Origin of the sequence: Pseudomonas graminis (genome assembly GCF_001705435.1) — a bacterium.
Classification (GTDB): Bacteria; Pseudomonadota; Gammaproteobacteria; order Pseudomonadales; family Pseudomonadaceae; genus Aquipseudomonas; species Aquipseudomonas graminis_B.
The window spans coordinates 95,785-112,245 of record NZ_MDEN01000065.1; the positions used below are offsets into that span (position 1 = coordinate 95,785).

The following is a 16,461-nucleotide window of genomic DNA, read 5'->3' on the forward strand; positions in this document are numbered from 1 at the left end:
CCGGACCATGTACGAACAACCCAGTTGGTTGCATGAATTGTGGGTCGCGCGGGAAGCGCTGTGGGCCGGGTTTCTCACCAGTGTCCAGTGCGCGGGCCTGGCGATCGTGTTCGGGACGGTGATCGGCGTATTTGCCGGGCTGATCCTGACCTACGGCAAATGGTGGGCGCGCCTCCCGTTTCGCGCCTACGTGGATCTGATTCGCGGCACGCCCGTGTTTGTGCTGGTGCTGGCCTGCTTTTACATGGCGCCAGCGTTGGGCTGGCAGATCGGCGCGTTTCAGGCCGGTGCGCTGGGGTTGACGCTGTTTTGCGGCTCCCACGTCGCCGAGATCGTGCGCGGTGCCTTGCAGGCCATCCCGCGCGGGCAGCTGGAAGCCGGCAAGGCCATCGGCCTGACGTTCCCCCAGTCCCTCAGCTATGTGTTGCTGCCCCAGGCATTGCGGCAGATCTTGCCGACCTGGGTTAATTCCTCGACGGAGATCGTCAAGGCCTCGACCCTGCTCTCGGTGATCGGCGTGGCCGAGCTGTTGCTCAGCACCCAGCAGGTCATCGCGCGCAATTTCATGACCCTTGAGTTTTACCTGTTCGCCGGCTTTCTCTTCTTCGTCATCAACTACGCCATCGAGCTTCTTGGGCGGCAAATCGAAAAACGGGTGGCCTTGCCATGACACAGACTCAAACTGCACCTGCCGCCCCGGCTCTGTTGAGCATCGAAGGGCTGCACAAATCCTATGGCCCGGTTGAAGTGCTCAAGGGCGTTGACCTGAAAATGAACAAGGGCAACGTGGTCACGCTGATCGGCTCCAGCGGCTCGGGCAAAACCACGCTGCTGCGTTGCGTCAATCTGCTGGAAGAGTTTCAGGGCGGGCACATTCGTCTCGAAGGTCAGGACATCGGCTACAGCGACGTCAGTGGCAAGCGCGTGCGCCACCCGGAAAAGCTCATCGCCCGGCACCGCGCGATGACCGGGATGGCGTTTCAGCAGTTCAACCTGTTTCCGCACCTGACCGCGCTGCAGAACGTCACCCTCGGCTTGCTCAAAGTGAAGAAGCTGCCCAAGGACCAAGCCATCGCCCTGGCCGAAAAGTGGCTGGACCGCGTTGGCCTGCTGGAGCGGCGCAATCACTTTCCCGGCCAGCTCTCCGGCGGTCAGCAGCAGCGCGTGGCGATTGCCCGGGCCATTGCGATGAACCCGAGCCTGATGCTGTTCGATGAAGTCACCTCAGCCCTGGACCCGGAGTTGGTCGGTGAGGTGCTCAGCGTGATCAAGGGCCTGGCGGAAGAGGGCATGACCATGCTGCTGGTGACCCACGAGATGCGCTTCGCCTACGAGGTGTCCGATCAGATCGTGTTCATGAATCAGGGCCGCATCGAAGAGCAGGGCCCACCCAAGGCATTATTCGAACAACCCAAGTCAGCGCGTCTGGCTGAATTCCTCAAGAACATTCGTTTTTAAGACGCTCACTCAAAGGAGATTTTCATGAGCATTACTCGTTACGGCGCCGGCAGTACCGCAGGTGGCGGCCAGCCACGTCCATTCGCCCGCGCCGTCGAAGCCGATGGCTGGCTGCATGTGTCGGGTCAGGTGCCGGCCGAAAACGGTGAGATCATCAACGGCGGGATCGTCGAGCAGACCCACAAGACCCTGCAGAACCTGGTGGCGATTCTGACCGAGGCCGGCTACGGCCTGGAGGACGTGGTGCGCGTCGGCGTGTGGCTGGAAGACCCGCGTGATTTCTGGAGCTTCAACAAGGTTTTCGGCGAGTACTTCTCCCCGGAACACGCCCCGGCCCGCGCCTGCGTGCAGGCCAGCATGATGGTCGACTGCAAGGTCGAGATCGATTGCATTGCCTACAAGAAGAAGTAGGGAGCAGGGGCAAGCTGCAAGCTGCAAGTCGGGATCGCGCTGATGCAACACTTGCCTCTTGAAGCTTGCAGCTCAATTGCCTACCCCATTTTTAAAGGCTGAAGGCGCTTTTGCATCCGCGCCGTTTAGCTTGGAGTTGCTCTTATGACCGAAGACATCAAACGCCGGGCCCGTGGTTTAGACCGAGCGTTCGATATTCTCGATTTCCTCAAGGAAACCGGCACGCCGATGCGGCCCAACGAGATCGCCAGCGGCATCGGCAGCCCGAAATCGACGGTGTACGAATTGGTCAGTTCGCTGCTGGAACGAAGGATCCTCGAGACCGTCGGCAAGGACGGCCACGTCTACCTGGGGCGGCAGTTGTATTTCCTCGGGCAGGCGCATCTGCGTCATTTCGACTTCACCCGCGAGGCCGAGGTCAGCCTGGGTGAAATCGTCGAGCAGACCCGGGAAACCGCGCAGATGTGCCTGCTCAACGGCCGCAAATACACCGTCGCCTTGATGAAAGAGGGCGCGCGGCATTTCCGTATTTCGTCGGACATCGGCGAGGACGCGCCCATCCCGTGGACCGCTTCGGGCCGTCTGTTGCTCGGGCACCTCACGGATCAGGCGATCATCGACCTGATCGACGACGAGGACTTCATCCTCCCGGACGGCACGCGCCTGCCGGTCGAGACGTTTCTCGCCGAGATCCGCAAGGCCCACGACGACGGCTTCTTTTCCTTCGACAGCATCGCCGACACCTTCACCCATTGCTTCGCCGCACCCGTGCGGGACAAACAGGGCATCTGCATCGCGACCCTGTGCATCGTCGCCCCGCGGGCCGACGCCACGGCCCACTACGATCATTACCGGCGCGTGTTGATCGACAGCGCCAACGGCCTGGCCCGGCGCGTCATCGAATAGCGTCGCCGCACACACGAACAAAAAATTCAGGAGAACAGAGATGAGCATTGCCGCGATTGAAAAAGGCGCCACGCAACCCGGCGACCACCTGGTGCGGGACGTCAGCCTGCCCGCGCTGGTCATCCACGACACGGCGCTGGAGCACAACCTGCGCTGGATGCAGAAGTTCGTCAGCGACAGTGGCGCTGAACTGGCGCCCCACGGCAAGACCAGCATGGTGCCGGCGCTGTTTCTGCGGCAGTTGCAGCACGGCGCCTGGGGCATGACCCTCGCCACGGCGGTGCAGACCCGCGCGGCCTATGCCCACGGCGTGCGTCGGGTGCTGATGGCTAACCAGTTGGTCGGCGCGCCGAACATGGCGCTCATCGCCGAGATGCTCACGGACGGGATGTTCGACTTTCATTGCATGGTCGACCACCCGGACAACGTCAAGGCGCTGGGCGAGTTCTTCGCCGCCAAGGGCCTGACCCTCAATGTGATGATCGAGTACGGCGTGGTTGGTGGGCGTTGCGGCTGCCGCAGCGAAGCCGAGGTCATGGCCCTGGCCGACGCCATTGCGGCGCAACCGGCGCTGAAGCTGACCGGCATCGAGGGCTACGAAGGCGTGATCCATGGCGACCAGGCGGTGAGCGGCATTCGCGCGTTTGCCACATCGCTGGTGCGGCTGGCCGTGACCCTGCAGGACAAGGGCGCGTTTGCCCTGAATCGCCCGATCGTCACTGCCTCGGGTTCGGCCTGGTACGACCTGATCGCCGAGGAATTCGACGAGCAGCAGGTGCGCGAGCGTTTCCTCAGCGTGCTGCGCCCCGGCAGTTACGTGGTCCACGACCACGGCATCTACAAAGACGCGCAGTGCTGCGTGCTCGACCGACGCCACGACCTCAGCGAAGGCTTACGGCCGGCGATGGAAGTCTGGGCCCATGTGCAGTCGATGCCTGAGCCGGGTTTTGCGGTGATTGCCATGGGCAAGCGCGACGTGGCGTTCGACGCCGGCATGCCCAACCCGATCAAGCGCTATGCGCCAGGGGCGGTGCCGGCGACTGGCGAGGACGTCAGCGCCTGCACCGTCACGGCGGTGATGGATCAGCATGCGTTCATGACCGTCGCGCCGGGCTGCGAGTTAAAGGTCGGCGATATCGTTTCGTTCGGCACCTCGCACCCGTGCCTCACCTTCGACAAATGGCGCACGGGGTGCCTGGTCGGCGATGACCTGCGCGTCATCGAATCCTTCGATACCTGCTTCTGACAGGAGTCTGCAATGAGTGAAATGGTCAGTCACAGCTACCCGCGCGTCGCCCTGATCGGCGAATGCATGATCGAGTTGCAACAGCACGCTAACGGCACGCTCAAGCAGAGCTTCGGCGGCGACACGCTGAATACGGCGGTGTACCTGTCGCGGCTGCTGGGTTCGGCGGCGCAGGTGGATTACGTCACGGCGCTGGGCGATGACAGTTTCAGCGACGCCATGTGCCAGGTCTGGACGGAGGAGGGCATTGGCCTGAGTCGGGTCCAGCGTCTGCCGGGGCGGCTGCCGGGGCTGTATTGCATTCAAACCGACGCCAACGGCGAGCGGCGTTTCCTGTACTGGCGCAACGAGGCGGCGGTGCGCGAATGCTTCACCACGCCGGCGGCGGAGCCGGTGCTGGCCGCGCTGCCGGATTACGACGTGCTGTATTTCAGCGGCATCACCCTGGCGGTGCTGGGGGAGACGGGTCGGGCGCGGCTGCTGTCGACCCTCGCCGATGCCCGGGACCGTGGCGCGCGGGTGGTGTTCGACAACAACTACCGCCCGCGCCTGTGGCGCAGTGTCGAGCAGGCGCGCCAGGCCTATCGCGCGGTCATGCACGAAGTGGATCTGGCCCTGCTGACCGAGGAGGACGAGCAGGCGCTGTTCGATTACGCCGACGGCGAGGAAATTTTGCAGACCTACCGCGACCTGGGTGTCAGCGAAGTGGTTGTCAAGCGCGGGGCGCAGAGCTGTCTCGTGAGCGTCGACGACCGGCGTTGCGAAGTGCCTGCGCACGCCGTGCAGAAAGTCATCGATACCACGGCGGCGGGGGATTCCTTCAGCGCGGCCTATCTGGCTCGGCGTCTGCGCGGCGGCGGTCCGAAAGATGCGGCCAACGCCGGGCATCAGTTGGCGAGCCTGGTGATTCAGCACCCGGGGGCGTTGATCCCGCGCAGTGTGATGCCGATTTGAGGCAGGGCCGAGAACCCTGCGTAGGGCCGCGCACACCCTGTAGTACCGGCTTCAGCCGGGAAGGGGCCAGGCGACACACCGCAAAAACGAGGGTGCTCAATCCGGCCTGTTCCCGGCTGAAGCCAGTCCTACTAAGGCAAGGGGCCAGAACGACCACTACACATTCCGGCCCCAACCCTCAATCCCGATAAAACACCTGCACCAGGTGATACCCGAATTTGCTTTTGACCGGACCATGCACGGTCCGCAACGGTTTTTTGAAAATCACCTGGTCAATCGCGCCGACCATCTGGCCCGGTCGCACTTCACCCAGATCCCCGCCGCGCTTGCCGCTCGGGCAGGTCGAATACTTCTTCGCCAGTACGTCAAACGCTTCGCCCTTGGCAATGCGCTGCTTCAGTTGCTCGGCTTCTTCAGCGGTCTTGACCAGAATGTGGCGGGCTTGGGCTTTCATGGGGTACCGGACGTCTCGATAAAAAAGCCGCGCATTATGCCTTTGCTGCGCGATTTCGGGTAATTTCCCACACCTTGACCGGACGAACGTGTGGCTCGGCGCTGAGACAGGCCTGACCCGGCTTTTCAGACGGCCCTGACCCGGCTGTTCAAGGGCCTTGCCCCGGCCAGCAAACAGCCCGAACGTTAAAACCGGTCGAAGGTCCACAACCTGTAGGCCTGCAGTCTCCTCAAACCTCATGTGCGGTGTTGCCTTATGGATTTTCCGGCGTTGTTGAAGGTGCTTGCCACCCAGGATGGATCGGACCTTTACCTGTCCACCGGCGCGCCCCCCTGCGCCAAGTTCAATGGCGTGCTCAAGCCGCTGGGCACCGAAGCGTTCAAGCCCGGTGACGTCGCGGTGATTGCCAACGGCATCATGGACGCCGAACAGCGCGTGGATTTCGAACGCGACCTGGAAATGAACCTGGCGTTTTCCCTGTCCGGTGTCGGGCGATTCCGGATCAACATCTTCAAGCAGCGCAACGAAGTGTCAATCGTGGCGCGCAACATCAAGCTCGACATCCCCAAATTCGAAGACCTGCACCTGCCGCCGGTCCTGCTCGATGTGATCATGGAAAAGCACGGCTTGGTGCTGTTCGTCGGCGCCACCGGTTCGGGTAAATCGACGTCGCTGGCCGCGCTGATCGACCACCGCAACCGTCACGCCAGCGGCCACATCATCACCATCGAAGACCCGGTGGAGTTCATCCACAAACACAAGCGCTCGATCATCAATCAGCGGGAAGTGGGCGTCGACACGCGCAGCTTCCATGCGGCGCTGAAGAACACCCTCCGTCAGGCGCCGGACGTGATCCTCATCGGCGAGATCCGCGACCGCGAAACCATGGAGCACGCGCTGGCCTTTGCCGACACCGGCCACCTGGCGATTTCGACGCTGCACGCCAACAACGCCAACCAGGCGCTGGACCGCATCATCAACTTCTTCCCCGAAGAGCGCCGGCCGCAGTTGCTCCATGACCTGGGCAACAACCTCAAGGCGTTCGTCTCCCAGCGGTTGGTCAAGACCACTGACGGCAAGCGCCGTGCGGCAGTGGAGGTGATGCTGGGCACGCCGACGATTCGCGACCTGATCCACCGCAACGAGTTGACCGAGCTTAAGGGCATCATGGAGAAGTCCACCAACCTCGGCATGCAGACCTTCGACAACGCGCTGTATGACCTGGCGGTGGAGGGCGCAATCACTGAAGACGAAGCCCTGAAGAACGCGGACTCGGCCAACAACGTGCGCCTGCGGTTGAAACTGCACAGCGAGGACGGGCCATCGACCATCGCCAGCGCCCCCCGTGCGCCCCAGCCTGCCGCGCAGGTGAATGTGAAGGATTGGGGGCTGGTGGACGAGCGGGACGAGCCGGGGAATTGAGGTTTCCTCAGTGATGATCGTGCGGTGTCATCACTGACGCCTTCCCTTGTAGGACCGGCTTCAGCCGGGAAGAGGCCGGTATGAACACCACACATTTGAGGTGTAGCGACCGACGTCTTCCCGGCTAAAGCCGGTCCTACAGGGCTTGCCGCCCTTATCGCGCCAGCCACCCTCCATCGATATTCCACGCCGCGCCACGCACCTGCGCGCCGGCTTCGCTGCACAGAAACAACGTCAGCTCACCCAACTGCGAAGGCGTCACGAATTCCAGCGATGGCTGCTTTTCCGCCAGCAAGTCATGCTTGGCCTTTTCCACATCGCCGGTCTGCGCGGCGCGATCGTCGATCTGCTTCTGCACCAGCGGCGTTAGCACCCAGCCCGGGCAGATGGCGTTGCAGGTGACATTGCTTGCAGCGGTTTCCAGCCCGACCACCTTGGTCAAGCCAATGACGCCGTGCTTGGCCGCCACATACGCCGCCTTGCCCGTCGAACCGACAAGGCCATGCACCGAGGCAATGTTCACGATCCGACCCCAACCCTTGGCACGCATGCCCGGCAGGCACAACCGCGTGCTGTGAAACACCGACGACAGGTTGATGGCGATAATCTTGTCCCAGCTCTCGACGGGGAAATCCTCCACCGCGTCGACGTGCTGAATGCCCGCGTTGTTGACCAGAATGTCGACGCCGCCGAATTCGCGCTCGGCGTAGGCGATCATGTCGGCGATCTGCGCGACATCGCTGACGTCCGCCGGGTGGTGGCCGACCTTACCGCCGTACTGCTTGACCTGCTCGATCACCGCCGACGCATCGCCGAAGCCGTTGAGCACCAGATGTGCGCCCGCCTTGGCCAGCGTCAGCGCGATGCCCAAGCCGATGCCGCTGGTAGAGCCGGTGACCAATGCGGTTTTGCCTTGCAGACTCATGTGCAATTCCTCATACGATGCCGGTTGCATAGAAAACGCCGATCACCACGAACACTGCCAGCGTCTTGATAATCGTGATGCCGAAGATGTCCTTGTAGGCCTCGCGGTGGGTCAGGCCGGTGACCGCCAGCAGGGTGATGACCGCGCCGTTGTGCGGCAGGGTGTCCATGCCGCCGCTGGCCATGGCCGCGACGCGGTGCAACACCTCCAGCGGAATGTTCGCCGCATGGGCCGCCGCGATAAAGCTATCGGACATCGCCGCCAGGGCAATGCTCATGCCCCCGGACGCCGACCCGGTGATCCCCGCCAGCAGCGTCACGGTAATCGCTTCGTTGACCAGCGGGTTGGGAATGCTCTTCAGTCCGTCGGCCAGCACGAGGAATCCGGGCAACGACGCAATCACAGCGCCGAAACCGTATTCCGACGCCGTGTTCATCGCCGCCAGCAGTGCGCCACTGACTGCACCCTTGCTCCCCTCGGCCAGCTTGGATTTCACCGTCCTGAAGGCGAACAGCAGCACAAACACAATGCCCACCAGCAACGCCGCTTCCACGGCCCAGATCGCGGTGATCTTGGCGATGTCGGTCTGCACAGGCGTCGCCATGCCCGGTAGTGCCAGGGTGTGAGTCTTGCCGTACCACTGGGGAATCCACTGGGTAAACAGCAGGTTCATGATCCCGACCAGCAACAGCGGCGCCAACGCGATCCACGGGTTGGGCAGGGCGATGTCGTCCGGGGTGTCCGGCTCGTTGCGCAGCTCGGTGCCGTAGCCTTCGCCGGCACGCTGGGCCTTGTTGCGCTGGCGCTGCAGAAACAGCATGCCGACGCTGAACACGAACGCCGTGCCGATCAGCCCCAGCCACGGCGCCGCCCACGCCGTGGTGTTGAAGAAGGTCGAGGGGATGATGTTCTGGATTTGCGGCGTGCCGGGCAGGGCGTCCATGGTGAACGAAAACGCACCCAGGGCGATGGTCGCCGGAATCAGCCGTTTGGGAATGTTGCTCTGGCGGAACATCTCGGCGGCGAACGGGTAGACCGCAAACACCACGACGAACAGCGACACGCCGCCGTAAGTCAGCAGCGCGCAGACCAGCACGATCACCAGCATCGCCTGGCGGGTGCCGAGCAAGCGAATGGCGGCGGCCACGATGGAGCGCGAAAAGCCCGACAGCTGGATGAGCTTGCCGAACACGGCACCGAGCAGAAACACCGGAAAGTAGAGTTTGACGAAGCCGACCATCTTGTCCATGAACACGCCGGTGAAGGCGGGGGCCACGGCTGACGGGTCGGTAAGCAATACAGCGCCGAGGGCCGCGATGGGGGCAAAGAGGATGACGCTGTAACCCCGGTAGGCAGCCAGCATCAGCAGCGTAAGCGCCGCTAAAGCGATGATCACACTCATCGAGTGTCTCCTGTCGTTTTTGTTTTGGGTGCGGCGAGGCCGCGCAACAGGAGGTATAGCTACATTCATGCCATCGCGCTAAGTGGCTGATTATTAGGAGGTTTAGCTGAAATGGGTGGTGGCGGGGGGCCTGTGCGTCCCGATAATGGGACGGTTAAGGCCGGAACGGGGACCGCCAAAGCGATCGTGTCGAGTGGCAGCCGCTCTGGTGCGGGAACCTGTGCCCGTTATCCCGGAAGGTAGACAGACAGTCTCTTTATTGAGACTCGGCGATGCCCAGCGCGGCCATCTTCTTGTACAGCGTCGAACGGCCCAACCCTAGCTGCCGTGCCGCGCGCACCACGTTCCCCGCGCACTGGGCCAGCTTTGCCTGAATCAGCTCCCGGTCGAAATGCTGGCGCGCCTCGCTGTAGGTCTGGTCATTGGATGCGGACCACGCTGCCACCGGCGGGCTGGCGACCGGCACCAGCGTGCCGATGGCGGCGCGGATGTCGCCGGGGCTGAGCTGCAGATCGTCGCTGAGCAGCGCGGCACGTTCGAGCACGTTGCGCAGCTCGCGGATATTGCCGGGCCAGGCGTGCTGCGCGAGGGCCACCAAGGCCGCGGGGGCCAGTTCGTGATGGCTATGAAGGTCCTCAAGGATCGCCTCGGCCAGCGCTGGGATGTCATCCAGACGTTCGCGCAACGGTGGCACTTTTATGGGCAGTACGCTCAGCCGGTAATACAGGTCGGCGCGAAACTCGCCGCGCTTGATCGCCGCTTCAAGGTCGGTGGAGGTCGCGGCGATCACGCGCACATCGCTTTTGATCATCGCGTTGGAGCCCACCGGCTCGTATTCTTTTTCCTGCAGCACCCGCAGTAACTTGCTTTGCAATGGCAGGGGCATGTCGCCGATTTCGTCGAGAAACAGCGTGCCGCCCTCGGCCAGGTGCAATTTGCCGTGGCGCCCCTTGCGATCGGCGCCGGTAAACGCGCCCGGGGCCGTGCCGAAGAATTCCGCCTCCAGCAACGCCTCGGGAATCGCCGCGCTGTTGATGCTGATGAAAGGTTTGTGCGCCCGTGGCGAGCTGTTGTGCACGGCGTGGGCCAGAAGCTCCTTGCCGGTGCCGGTCTCACCGAGCAGCAACACCGGGGAATCGGTACTGGCACTGCGACGGGCGCGGCGTTTGACTTCCAGGCTGGCGGCGCTGGTGCCGATGAAGTGGGTGAAGGTGTACTTAGCTTGCCGGGCGCGCAGCAGCGAGCGGGTCGAGGCCAGCTCCTGCTGCATGTTCGAATAGCGCTTGAGCAGCGGCGACAGGGCCTGTAGCTCATCGAACAGTGCGAAGCCGATGGCGCCGATCACCGCGCCGCCGTCGTCATGGATCGGCAGGCGCATGACCACCAGCGGGTCCTTCGCCGTGTCCATCATGTCCAGCAGAATCGGTTGGCCGTTGCTCGCCACCTGACGCAGCAGGCTGCCGGGAATCACCTGCTCACAGGGCTGGCCCACCGCGCGGCTCGGGTCCTCCAGGCCAAAGCGGCGGGCGTAGCGCTCGTTGATCCAGACGATGCGGGCGTCGCGGTCGACGATGACCGTGCCCTCGCTGGACTGCTCGATGATCTCAAACAGCGAGCGGATCGCCAGCCGCCGAACGCGCCGGTAATCCTTCAGGCTTTCGTTGTCGTTCATGTGCGGTTCCATCCATCCTGTTCCTCGGCATCTGGCCGCACAGACTACTGTTTGGGGCGAGCTTCAATTGAAACCGGGGTGGGCCGCCGCCAGCAATTCCCGGGTGTAAGGGTGCTGCGGCGCATCGAACACGTCGTGGCTCGCGCCGCGCTCGACCACTTTGCCGTCCTTGACCACGATCAGGTCATGGGCCAGCGCCTTGACCACGGCCAGGTCGTGGCTGATAAACAGATAGGTCAGGCCATGCCGCTCCTGCAATTGCCGCAACAACGCGACGACCTGCTTCTGCACGGTGCGGTCCAGCGCAGACGTCGGTTCGTCGAGCAGTATCAGGGCAGGTTTGAGCACCAGCGCGCGGGCAATGGCGATCCGCTGCCGCTGCCCGCCGGAAAATTCATGAGGGTAGCGGTGCCGGCTGGACGGGTCGATGCCGACTTCTTCCAGCGCGCGGATCACTTCGGCCTCACAGCTGGCCTGGTCCAGGTCGCTGTGGACTTCCAGCCCTTCGCTGATGATCTGTGCCACCGACATGCGCGGGCTGAGGCTGCCGTAAGGGTCCTGGAAAACCACCTGCATCTGCTTGCGCCATGGGCGCATCTGCTTTTGATTCAGGCTGTCCAGCGCGTGACCCTTGAAGCGGATACTGCCACGGGACTCGAGCAAGCGCAGGATGGCCTGACCGAGTGTCGACTTGCCCGAGCCGGATTCGCCAACGATCCCTAAGGTTTTGCCGCGCTCGATGCTGAGGCTGATGTCATCGACCGCTTTCAGGTATTCGTGGTGCCGGTTGAAAATCCCGCCGCCGAGGGAGAACCAGACGCGCAGGTTATCGACTTCCAGCACCTTCTCGCGGGTGTCCCGGGGTAACGGCTCGCCCGCCGGTTCGGCGTCCAGCAGCAAGCGGCTGTAGGCGTGTTGCGGGTTTTTGAACAGCGACTGGCAGTTGGACTGCTCGACGATTTCCCCGGCGCGCATCACGCACACCCGCTGGGCGATGCTGTGGACCAGATTCAGGTCGTGGCTGATCAGCAACAGCGACATGTTCAGCCGTTGCTGGAGCTGTTTGAGCAGCAGCAGGATCTTGCGCTGCACCGTCACATCCAGCGCCGTGGTGGGCTCATCGGCAATCAGCAGTTCCGGCTCGCAGGCCAGCGCCATGGCGATCATCACCCGCTGGCGCTGGCCGCCGGACAACTCGTGGGGATAGGCCTTCAGGCGCTTTTTCGGGTGCTGAATGCCGACCAGCTCCAGCAGCTCGATGATCCTTGCCTGGGCCGCCTTGCCTGCCATGCCCTTGTGTAGCAACAAGGTCTCGCCGATCTGCCGGGACACCGTGTGCAGAGGGTTCAGCGAGGTCATTGGCTCCTGAAAGATCATCGCGATCTGATTGCCGCGCAGCTCGCGCATGACGTTGCCATCGGCGCCGAGCAACTCTTTGCCGCGATAGCGAATGCTGCCGGTGCTCAGCGTGCCGGCCTGGGGCAGCAGTTGCAGGATCGAATGGGCGGTCACCGATTTGCCCGAGCCCGACTCGCCGACCAGTGCCAGGCACTCGCCGGCCGGGATGTCCAGGCTCAGGTGCTTGACCACGGTGTGCCCGTTGAACGACACCGAAAGGTCGCGGATTTCGATCAGGTTTTCGGACATCTCAGGACCTCGGGTCGAAGGCATCCCGCAGGGCCTCGCCAATAAACACCAGCAGCGACAGTATCAGCGCCAGTGTGAAAAATGCCGTGAAACCGAGCCATGGCGCTTGCAGGTTCTGTTTGCCCTGGGCAATCAGCTCGCCCAGTGACGCGCTGCCGGCAGGCATGCCGAAGCCGAGGAAGTCGAGCGCGGTCAGCGTGGAAATCGCCCCGGTGAGGATGAACGGCAGATAGCTCAGGGTAGCGTTCATCGCGTTGGGCAGAATGTGCCGCAGGATCACCTTGCGATCACTCAATCCCAGCGCCCGCGCCGCTTTGACGTACTCCAGATTGCGCCCGCGCAGGAATTCGGCGCGCACCACGTCTACCAGCGCCAGCCATGAAAACAGCGCCATGATCCCCAGCAGCCACCAGAAGTTTGGCTCGACGAAGCCCGACAGGATGATCAGCAGGTACAGCACCGGGAGGCCAGACCAGACTTCCAGCAGGCGCTGTCCGATCAAATCCACCCAGCCGCCGTAATAGCCCTGTAACGCGCCGGCTGCGATGCCGATCAGCGCGCTGATGAAGGTCAACGCCAGGGCAAACAGAATCGATACCCGCGCGCCGAAAATGACCCGGGCCAGCACGTCCCGGGCCTGATCGTCGGTGCCCAGCCAGTTGATCGAAGAGGGCGGGCTCGGCGCCGGTTTGTTCAGGTCATAGTTGGGTGTGTCATCGCTGAACGGAATCGGCGGAAACAGCATCCAGCCATCGCCCTTGCTGATCAGCTGGCGCACGTAGTCGCTGCGGTAGTCCGGCTGAAAGGGCAGTTGGCCGCCGAATTCCTGCTCGGTGTGGCGCTTGAAGGCGGGGAAGTACAGCTCATGCTGATAACTCAGCACCAGGGGTTTGTCGTTGGCAATCAGCTCGCCGCACAGGCTGAGCACGAACAGCCCGCAAAACAGCCACAGCGACCACCAGCCCCGGCGGTTATTGCGAAAGCGCTCGAAGCGACGGCGTGCCACCGGAGACAGTCTGCGCATCACGCATTCCTCGCGCTGAAGTCGATCCGGGGGTCGACCAGGGTGTAGCAGATGTCCCCGACCAGCTTTATCAGCAACCCGAACAGCGTGAAGATGAACAGCGAGCCGAACACCACCGGGTAATCCCGCGACACCGCGGCTTCGTAGCTCATGCGGCCGAGGCCATCGAGGGAGAAGATCACTTCGATCATCAACGAACCGGCAAAGAACACACTGATAAACGCCTGGGGAATGCCCGCCACGATCAGCAACATGGCGTTGCGGAACACGTGGCCGTAAAGGACGCGGCGCTCACTCAGGCCTTTAGCGCGGGCGGTCACCACGTACTGGCGGGTGACTTCGTTCAAGAAGGAGTTTTTAGTCAGAATGGTCAGCGTCGCGAAACCGCCGATCACCAGTGACGTCACCGGCAACACCAGGTGCCAGAAGTAGTCGGCGATCTTCCCCAGGGTGCTCAGTTGATCAAAGTTCTCGGACACCAGCCCGCGCACCGGGAACCAGCTCAGCGACGTGCCCCCGGCGAAAACCACCACCAGCAGCATGGCGAACAGAAAGGCCGGCATTGCGTAGCCGATGATGATTGCCGTGCTGCTCCAGATATCAAAGTGACTGCCGTGCTTGACCGCCTTCCGAATGCCCAGCGGGATCGACACCAGGTAGGTAATCAACGTGGCCCATAACCCCAGCGAAATGGACACCGGCATCTTCTGCAGGATCAGGTCCGTGACCTTGGCGCCGCGAAAGAAGCTGTTGCCGAAATCCAGTTGCGCGTAGTTCTTCAGCATCAGCCACAGGCGCTCATGCAGAGGCTTGTCAAAACCGTACTGGTGCTCGATTTCCTTGATCAGCTTGGGGTCGAGCCCGCGACTGGCCCGGGACTGCCCGGCGTTCATGGTTTCGGTGTGGCCTGCGCCGATGGTGCCGCCCGCGACGCCTTGCAGCTTGGCGATGGCTTGCTCGACGGGGCCGCCGGGCGCTGCCTGCACGATGAAGAAGTTGACCAGCAGAATGCACAGCAGCGTCGGAATGATCAGCAGCAGGCGCCTCATCAGGTAGCCGAGCATTACTTGACCTCCGAGGGAATGGCCGAAGCGCCCCGTTGCTGGGCGAACTGTTCGTTGGTCAGTGCCTGGGGGCTGACTTCCCACCAAGTATCGATGGCTTCGCTGTTGCTGGCCTGTACCTTGGGAATGCCGAAACGGTTCCACCACACCGTGGACGAGCCGGGCGGGTAATAGTTGGGAATCCAGTAGAAGCCCCATTGCAGCACCCGGTCCAGGGCATGGGCGTAATCGATCATCGCCGGCTTGCTGTCGGCTTTGGCCAGGCCCTCGATCAGGGTGTCAACGGCCGGGTCGCGCAAGACCATGTAGTTGCTGGACCCCGGATCGTTGGCGACCTTCGAGCCGAAGTTGTTGTACAGCTCCATGCCCGGGGAGGTCGAGACGCCGTAGCCGGTGACGATCATGTCGTAATCCCGGGCCATGACCCGGTTCAGGTACTGCGCCGAGTCGATGCGGCGGATTTCGAAGTCGATGCCGATCTGCGCCAGATTGCGCTTGTACGGCAACAGGATTTTCTCGAAGCCGCTCTGGCCGTTGAGAAAGGTAAAGCTCAGCGGTTCGCCCTGGGCGTTCACCAGCTTGTCACCCTGGGGCATCCAGCCTGCTTCTTCGAGTAGCGCCAGGGCTTGCAGCTGTTTGTCGCGAATGAAGCCGCTGCCATCGGTTTTCGGGGTGTGGAACACCGTGGTGAAGACTTCCGGCGGCACCTGACCGCGCAGCGGTTCAAGGATCTTCAGCTCGGACTCGGTGGGCAGGGCCGTTGCCGCCAGGTCACTGTTGGAGAAGTAGCTGTTCTGGCGCACGTACACGTTGCGCATCATCTGTTTGTTGGTCCATTCGAAATCCCACAGCATCGCCAGCGCCTGACGCACGCGGCGATCCTGAAATTTCGGACGGTCCAGATTGAAGATGAAACCCTGAGAGCTCTGCACCGCGCCCTTGGCCAGGTGCGCCCGCTGCAAGCGGCCTTCGGTCAACGCCGGGCTGTCGTAGCCGATGGAGTAACCCGTGGCGGAATATTCGCGGTTGTAGTCATAACCGCCACCGCGCAGCACTTGGCGGGCGACGTCGGTGTCGCCGAAATACTCGACGCTGAAGTGATCGAAGTTGTACAGGCCGCGATTGACCGGCAGGTCCTTGCCCCACCAGTCCGGGTTGCGTTCGAAGGTGATGCTGCGCCCGGGGTCGACCTTGCCGATGCGATACGGGCCGCTGCCCACCGGAATCTCGAAGCCGCCGCCGTTGGCGAAGTCGCGGTCTTTCCACCAATGCTCGGGAAACACCGGCAGCGAGGCCAGATCCAGGGGCAAAGTGCGGCTCTCACTGCTTTTGAAATCAAAGCGGATCTGCGTCGGCGACTCGACTTCCACGCCTTTGACGTCTTGAAACTCGGTGCGGTACGACAGGCTGCCCTGGGTCATCAGCAGGTTGTAGGTGAAGCGCACGTCTTCGGCGGTGATGGCCGAGCCGTCGGAAAATTTGGCCGTGGGGCTCAGGTAGAAACGCAATGACAGGCCGTCGGGGGCGCGCTCCATTTTCTCTGCGATCAGGCCATAAACGGTGTAGGGCTCGTCCAGCGACCTGACCGCCAGGGGCGAGTACAGCAAGCCGTTGACCTGGGCCACGCCGGTGCCTTTGTCGAGGTACGGCATGATGTGATCGAACTGACCGATTTCCTGGGCCGAGCGGCGCATGCTTCCGCCTTTGGGGGCGTCGGCGTTCACGTAATCGAAATGCCCGAAGTTCGCCGGGTAACGCGGCGCCTCGCCGTAAACGGTCAATGCGTGTTGAGGGGCGGCGGATAAAACCTGAAAACCAGAAACGAGGACGAGTGTTGCGACCATCAGCGATGACAAAACAAAACGCATTGCACGAA

At 62.7% G+C, this 16,461-nt stretch carries 15 protein-coding genes; 7 read left to right on the forward strand and 8 right to left on the reverse strand.

Annotated features, from left to right (window positions below):
• The first annotated feature begins 7 nt into the window (after positions 1 to 7).
• The 6 genes from BBI10_RS17180 to BBI10_RS17205 all read left to right on the forward strand — a co-directional run bounded on the left by BBI10_RS17180 (position 8) and on the right by BBI10_RS17205 (position 4,975).
• Positions 8 to 670 carry an amino acid ABC transporter permease gene (locus BBI10_RS17180; RefSeq protein ID WP_065990416.1) on the forward strand — a complete coding sequence of 221 codons (663 nt, stop codon included), beginning with the start codon at positions 8 to 10 and terminating at the stop codon, positions 668 to 670.
• On the forward strand, positions 667 to 1,458 hold the full coding sequence (locus BBI10_RS17185; protein ID WP_065990418.1) for an amino acid ABC transporter ATP-binding protein: 792 nt from the start codon (positions 667 to 669) through the stop codon (positions 1,456 to 1,458). The genes BBI10_RS17180 and BBI10_RS17185 overlap by 4 nt, the downstream gene beginning before the upstream one ends.
• Positions 1,459 to 1,482: 24 nt before the next feature.
• Complete coding sequence (locus BBI10_RS17190; RefSeq protein ID WP_065990419.1) at positions 1,483 to 1,869, forward strand: RidA family protein; 387 nt, start codon at positions 1,483 to 1,485, stop codon at positions 1,867 to 1,869.
• A gap of 144 nt (positions 1,870 to 2,013) precedes the next feature.
• Positions 2,014 to 2,775, forward strand: a complete 762-nt coding sequence (locus tag BBI10_RS17195) for an IclR family transcriptional regulator (protein WP_065990421.1) — start codon at positions 2,014 to 2,016, stop codon at positions 2,773 to 2,775.
• A gap of 40 nt (positions 2,776 to 2,815) precedes the next feature.
• Positions 2,816 to 4,021, forward strand: a complete 1,206-nt coding sequence (locus BBI10_RS17200; RefSeq protein ID WP_065990424.1) for an amino acid deaminase — start codon at positions 2,816 to 2,818, stop codon at positions 4,019 to 4,021.
• Positions 4,022 to 4,033: 12 nt separating this feature from the next.
• Positions 4,034 to 4,975, forward strand: coding sequence for a sugar kinase (locus tag BBI10_RS17205; protein WP_065990426.1), 942 nt, complete (start codon positions 4,034 to 4,036; stop codon positions 4,973 to 4,975).
• 178 nt (positions 4,976 to 5,153) lie between these two features.
• Here BBI10_RS17205 and BBI10_RS17210 read toward each other — a convergent pair whose 3' ends face one another.
• Positions 5,154 to 5,429: a peptidylprolyl isomerase gene (locus BBI10_RS17210; protein ID WP_037009819.1), complete on the reverse strand. Its 276-nt coding sequence runs from the start codon at positions 5,427 to 5,429 to the stop codon at positions 5,154 to 5,156.
• A gap of 255 nt (positions 5,430 to 5,684) precedes the next feature.
• Here BBI10_RS17210 and BBI10_RS17215 point away from each other — a divergent pair, with 255 nt between their 5' ends.
• Positions 5,685 to 6,851, forward strand: coding sequence for a PilT/PilU family type 4a pilus ATPase (locus BBI10_RS17215; protein ID WP_065990428.1), 1,167 nt, complete (start codon positions 5,685 to 5,687; stop codon positions 6,849 to 6,851).
• Between the two features lie 154 nt (positions 6,852 to 7,005).
• Here the strand turns inward: BBI10_RS17215 and BBI10_RS17220 are convergent, their stop codons facing one another.
• The 7 genes from BBI10_RS17220 to BBI10_RS17250 form a co-directional block, all read right to left on the reverse strand.
• Entirely contained in the window at positions 7,006 to 7,776 is a 771-nt protein-coding gene (locus BBI10_RS17220) for a 3-hydroxybutyrate dehydrogenase (RefSeq protein ID WP_065990430.1), read from the reverse strand.
• A 10-nt stretch (positions 7,777 to 7,786) separates the two neighbouring features.
• Entirely contained in the window at positions 7,787 to 9,178 is a 1,392-nt protein-coding gene (locus BBI10_RS17225) for a GntP family permease (protein ID WP_065990432.1), read from the reverse strand.
• Between the two features lie 256 nt (positions 9,179 to 9,434).
• Positions 9,435 to 10,850 (reverse strand): sigma-54 interaction domain-containing protein, encoded by a 1,416-nt coding sequence (locus BBI10_RS17230; protein WP_065990864.1) that lies wholly within the window; start codon positions 10,848 to 10,850, stop codon positions 9,435 to 9,437.
• Positions 10,851 to 10,913: 63 nt separating this feature from the next.
• Positions 10,914 to 12,497 carry an ABC transporter ATP-binding protein gene (locus tag BBI10_RS17235; protein ID WP_065990434.1) on the reverse strand — a complete coding sequence of 528 codons (1,584 nt, stop codon included), beginning with the start codon at positions 12,495 to 12,497 and terminating at the stop codon, positions 10,914 to 10,916.
• 1 nt (position 12,498) lies between these two features.
• Positions 12,499 to 13,521 carry an ABC transporter permease gene (locus tag BBI10_RS17240; RefSeq protein WP_065990436.1) on the reverse strand — a complete coding sequence of 341 codons (1,023 nt, stop codon included), beginning with the start codon at positions 13,519 to 13,521 and terminating at the stop codon, positions 12,499 to 12,501.
• A complete protein-coding gene (locus BBI10_RS17245; protein ID WP_065990438.1) occupies positions 13,521 to 14,585 on the reverse strand; it encodes a microcin C ABC transporter permease YejB in 1,065 nt (354 codons plus the stop codon). Before BBI10_RS17245 ends, BBI10_RS17240 begins: the two co-directional genes overlap by 1 nt.
• Positions 14,585 to 16,453 (reverse strand): extracellular solute-binding protein, encoded by a 1,869-nt coding sequence (locus BBI10_RS17250; protein ID WP_065990440.1) that lies wholly within the window; start codon positions 16,451 to 16,453, stop codon positions 14,585 to 14,587. The genes BBI10_RS17245 and BBI10_RS17250 overlap by 1 nt, the downstream gene beginning before the upstream one ends.
• Positions 16,454 to 16,461 lie beyond the last annotated feature (8 nt).

Excerpts from the sequence above, each read along its gene's own strand:
- BBI10_RS17190 (WP_065990419.1), top strand. The coding sequence starts at position 1,483 with ATGAGCATTACTCGTTACGGCGCCGGCAGTACCGCAGGTGGCGGCCAG.
- BBI10_RS17215 (WP_065990428.1), top strand. The coding sequence starts at position 5,685 with ATGGATTTTCCGGCGTTGTTGAAGGTGCTTGCCACCCAGGATGGATCG.
- BBI10_RS17230 (WP_065990864.1), bottom strand. The coding sequence starts at position 10,850 with ATGAACGACAACGAAAGCCTGAAGGATTACCGGCGCGTTCGGCGGCTG.
- BBI10_RS17205 (WP_065990426.1), top strand. The coding sequence starts at position 4,034 with ATGAGTGAAATGGTCAGTCACAGCTACCCGCGCGTCGCCCTGATCGGC.
- BBI10_RS17185 (WP_065990418.1), top strand. The coding sequence starts at position 667 with ATGACACAGACTCAAACTGCACCTGCCGCCCCGGCTCTGTTGAGCATC.
- BBI10_RS17225 (WP_065990432.1), bottom strand. The coding sequence starts at position 9,178 with ATGAGTGTGATCATCGCTTTAGCGGCGCTTACGCTGCTGATGCTGGCT.
- BBI10_RS17235 (WP_065990434.1), bottom strand. The coding sequence starts at position 12,497 with ATGTCCGAAAACCTGATCGAAATCCGCGACCTTTCGGTGTCGTTCAAC.
- BBI10_RS17195 (WP_065990421.1), top strand. The coding sequence starts at position 2,014 with ATGACCGAAGACATCAAACGCCGGGCCCGTGGTTTAGACCGAGCGTTC.
- BBI10_RS17180 (WP_065990416.1), top strand. The coding sequence starts at position 8 with ATGTACGAACAACCCAGTTGGTTGCATGAATTGTGGGTCGCGCGGGAA.
- BBI10_RS17240 (WP_065990436.1), bottom strand. The coding sequence starts at position 13,521 with ATGCGCAGACTGTCTCCGGTGGCACGCCGTCGCTTCGAGCGCTTTCGC.
- BBI10_RS17220 (WP_065990430.1), bottom strand. The coding sequence starts at position 7,776 with ATGAGTCTGCAAGGCAAAACCGCATTGGTCACCGGCTCTACCAGCGGC.
- BBI10_RS17200 (WP_065990424.1), top strand. The coding sequence starts at position 2,816 with ATGAGCATTGCCGCGATTGAAAAAGGCGCCACGCAACCCGGCGACCAC.
- BBI10_RS17245 (WP_065990438.1), bottom strand. The coding sequence starts at position 14,585 with ATGCTCGGCTACCTGATGAGGCGCCTGCTGCTGATCATTCCGACGCTG.
- BBI10_RS17210 (WP_037009819.1), bottom strand. The coding sequence starts at position 5,429 with ATGAAAGCCCAAGCCCGCCACATTCTGGTCAAGACCGCTGAAGAAGCC.
- BBI10_RS17250 (WP_065990440.1), bottom strand. The coding sequence starts at position 16,453 with ATGCGTTTTGTTTTGTCATCGCTGATGGTCGCAACACTCGTCCTCGTT.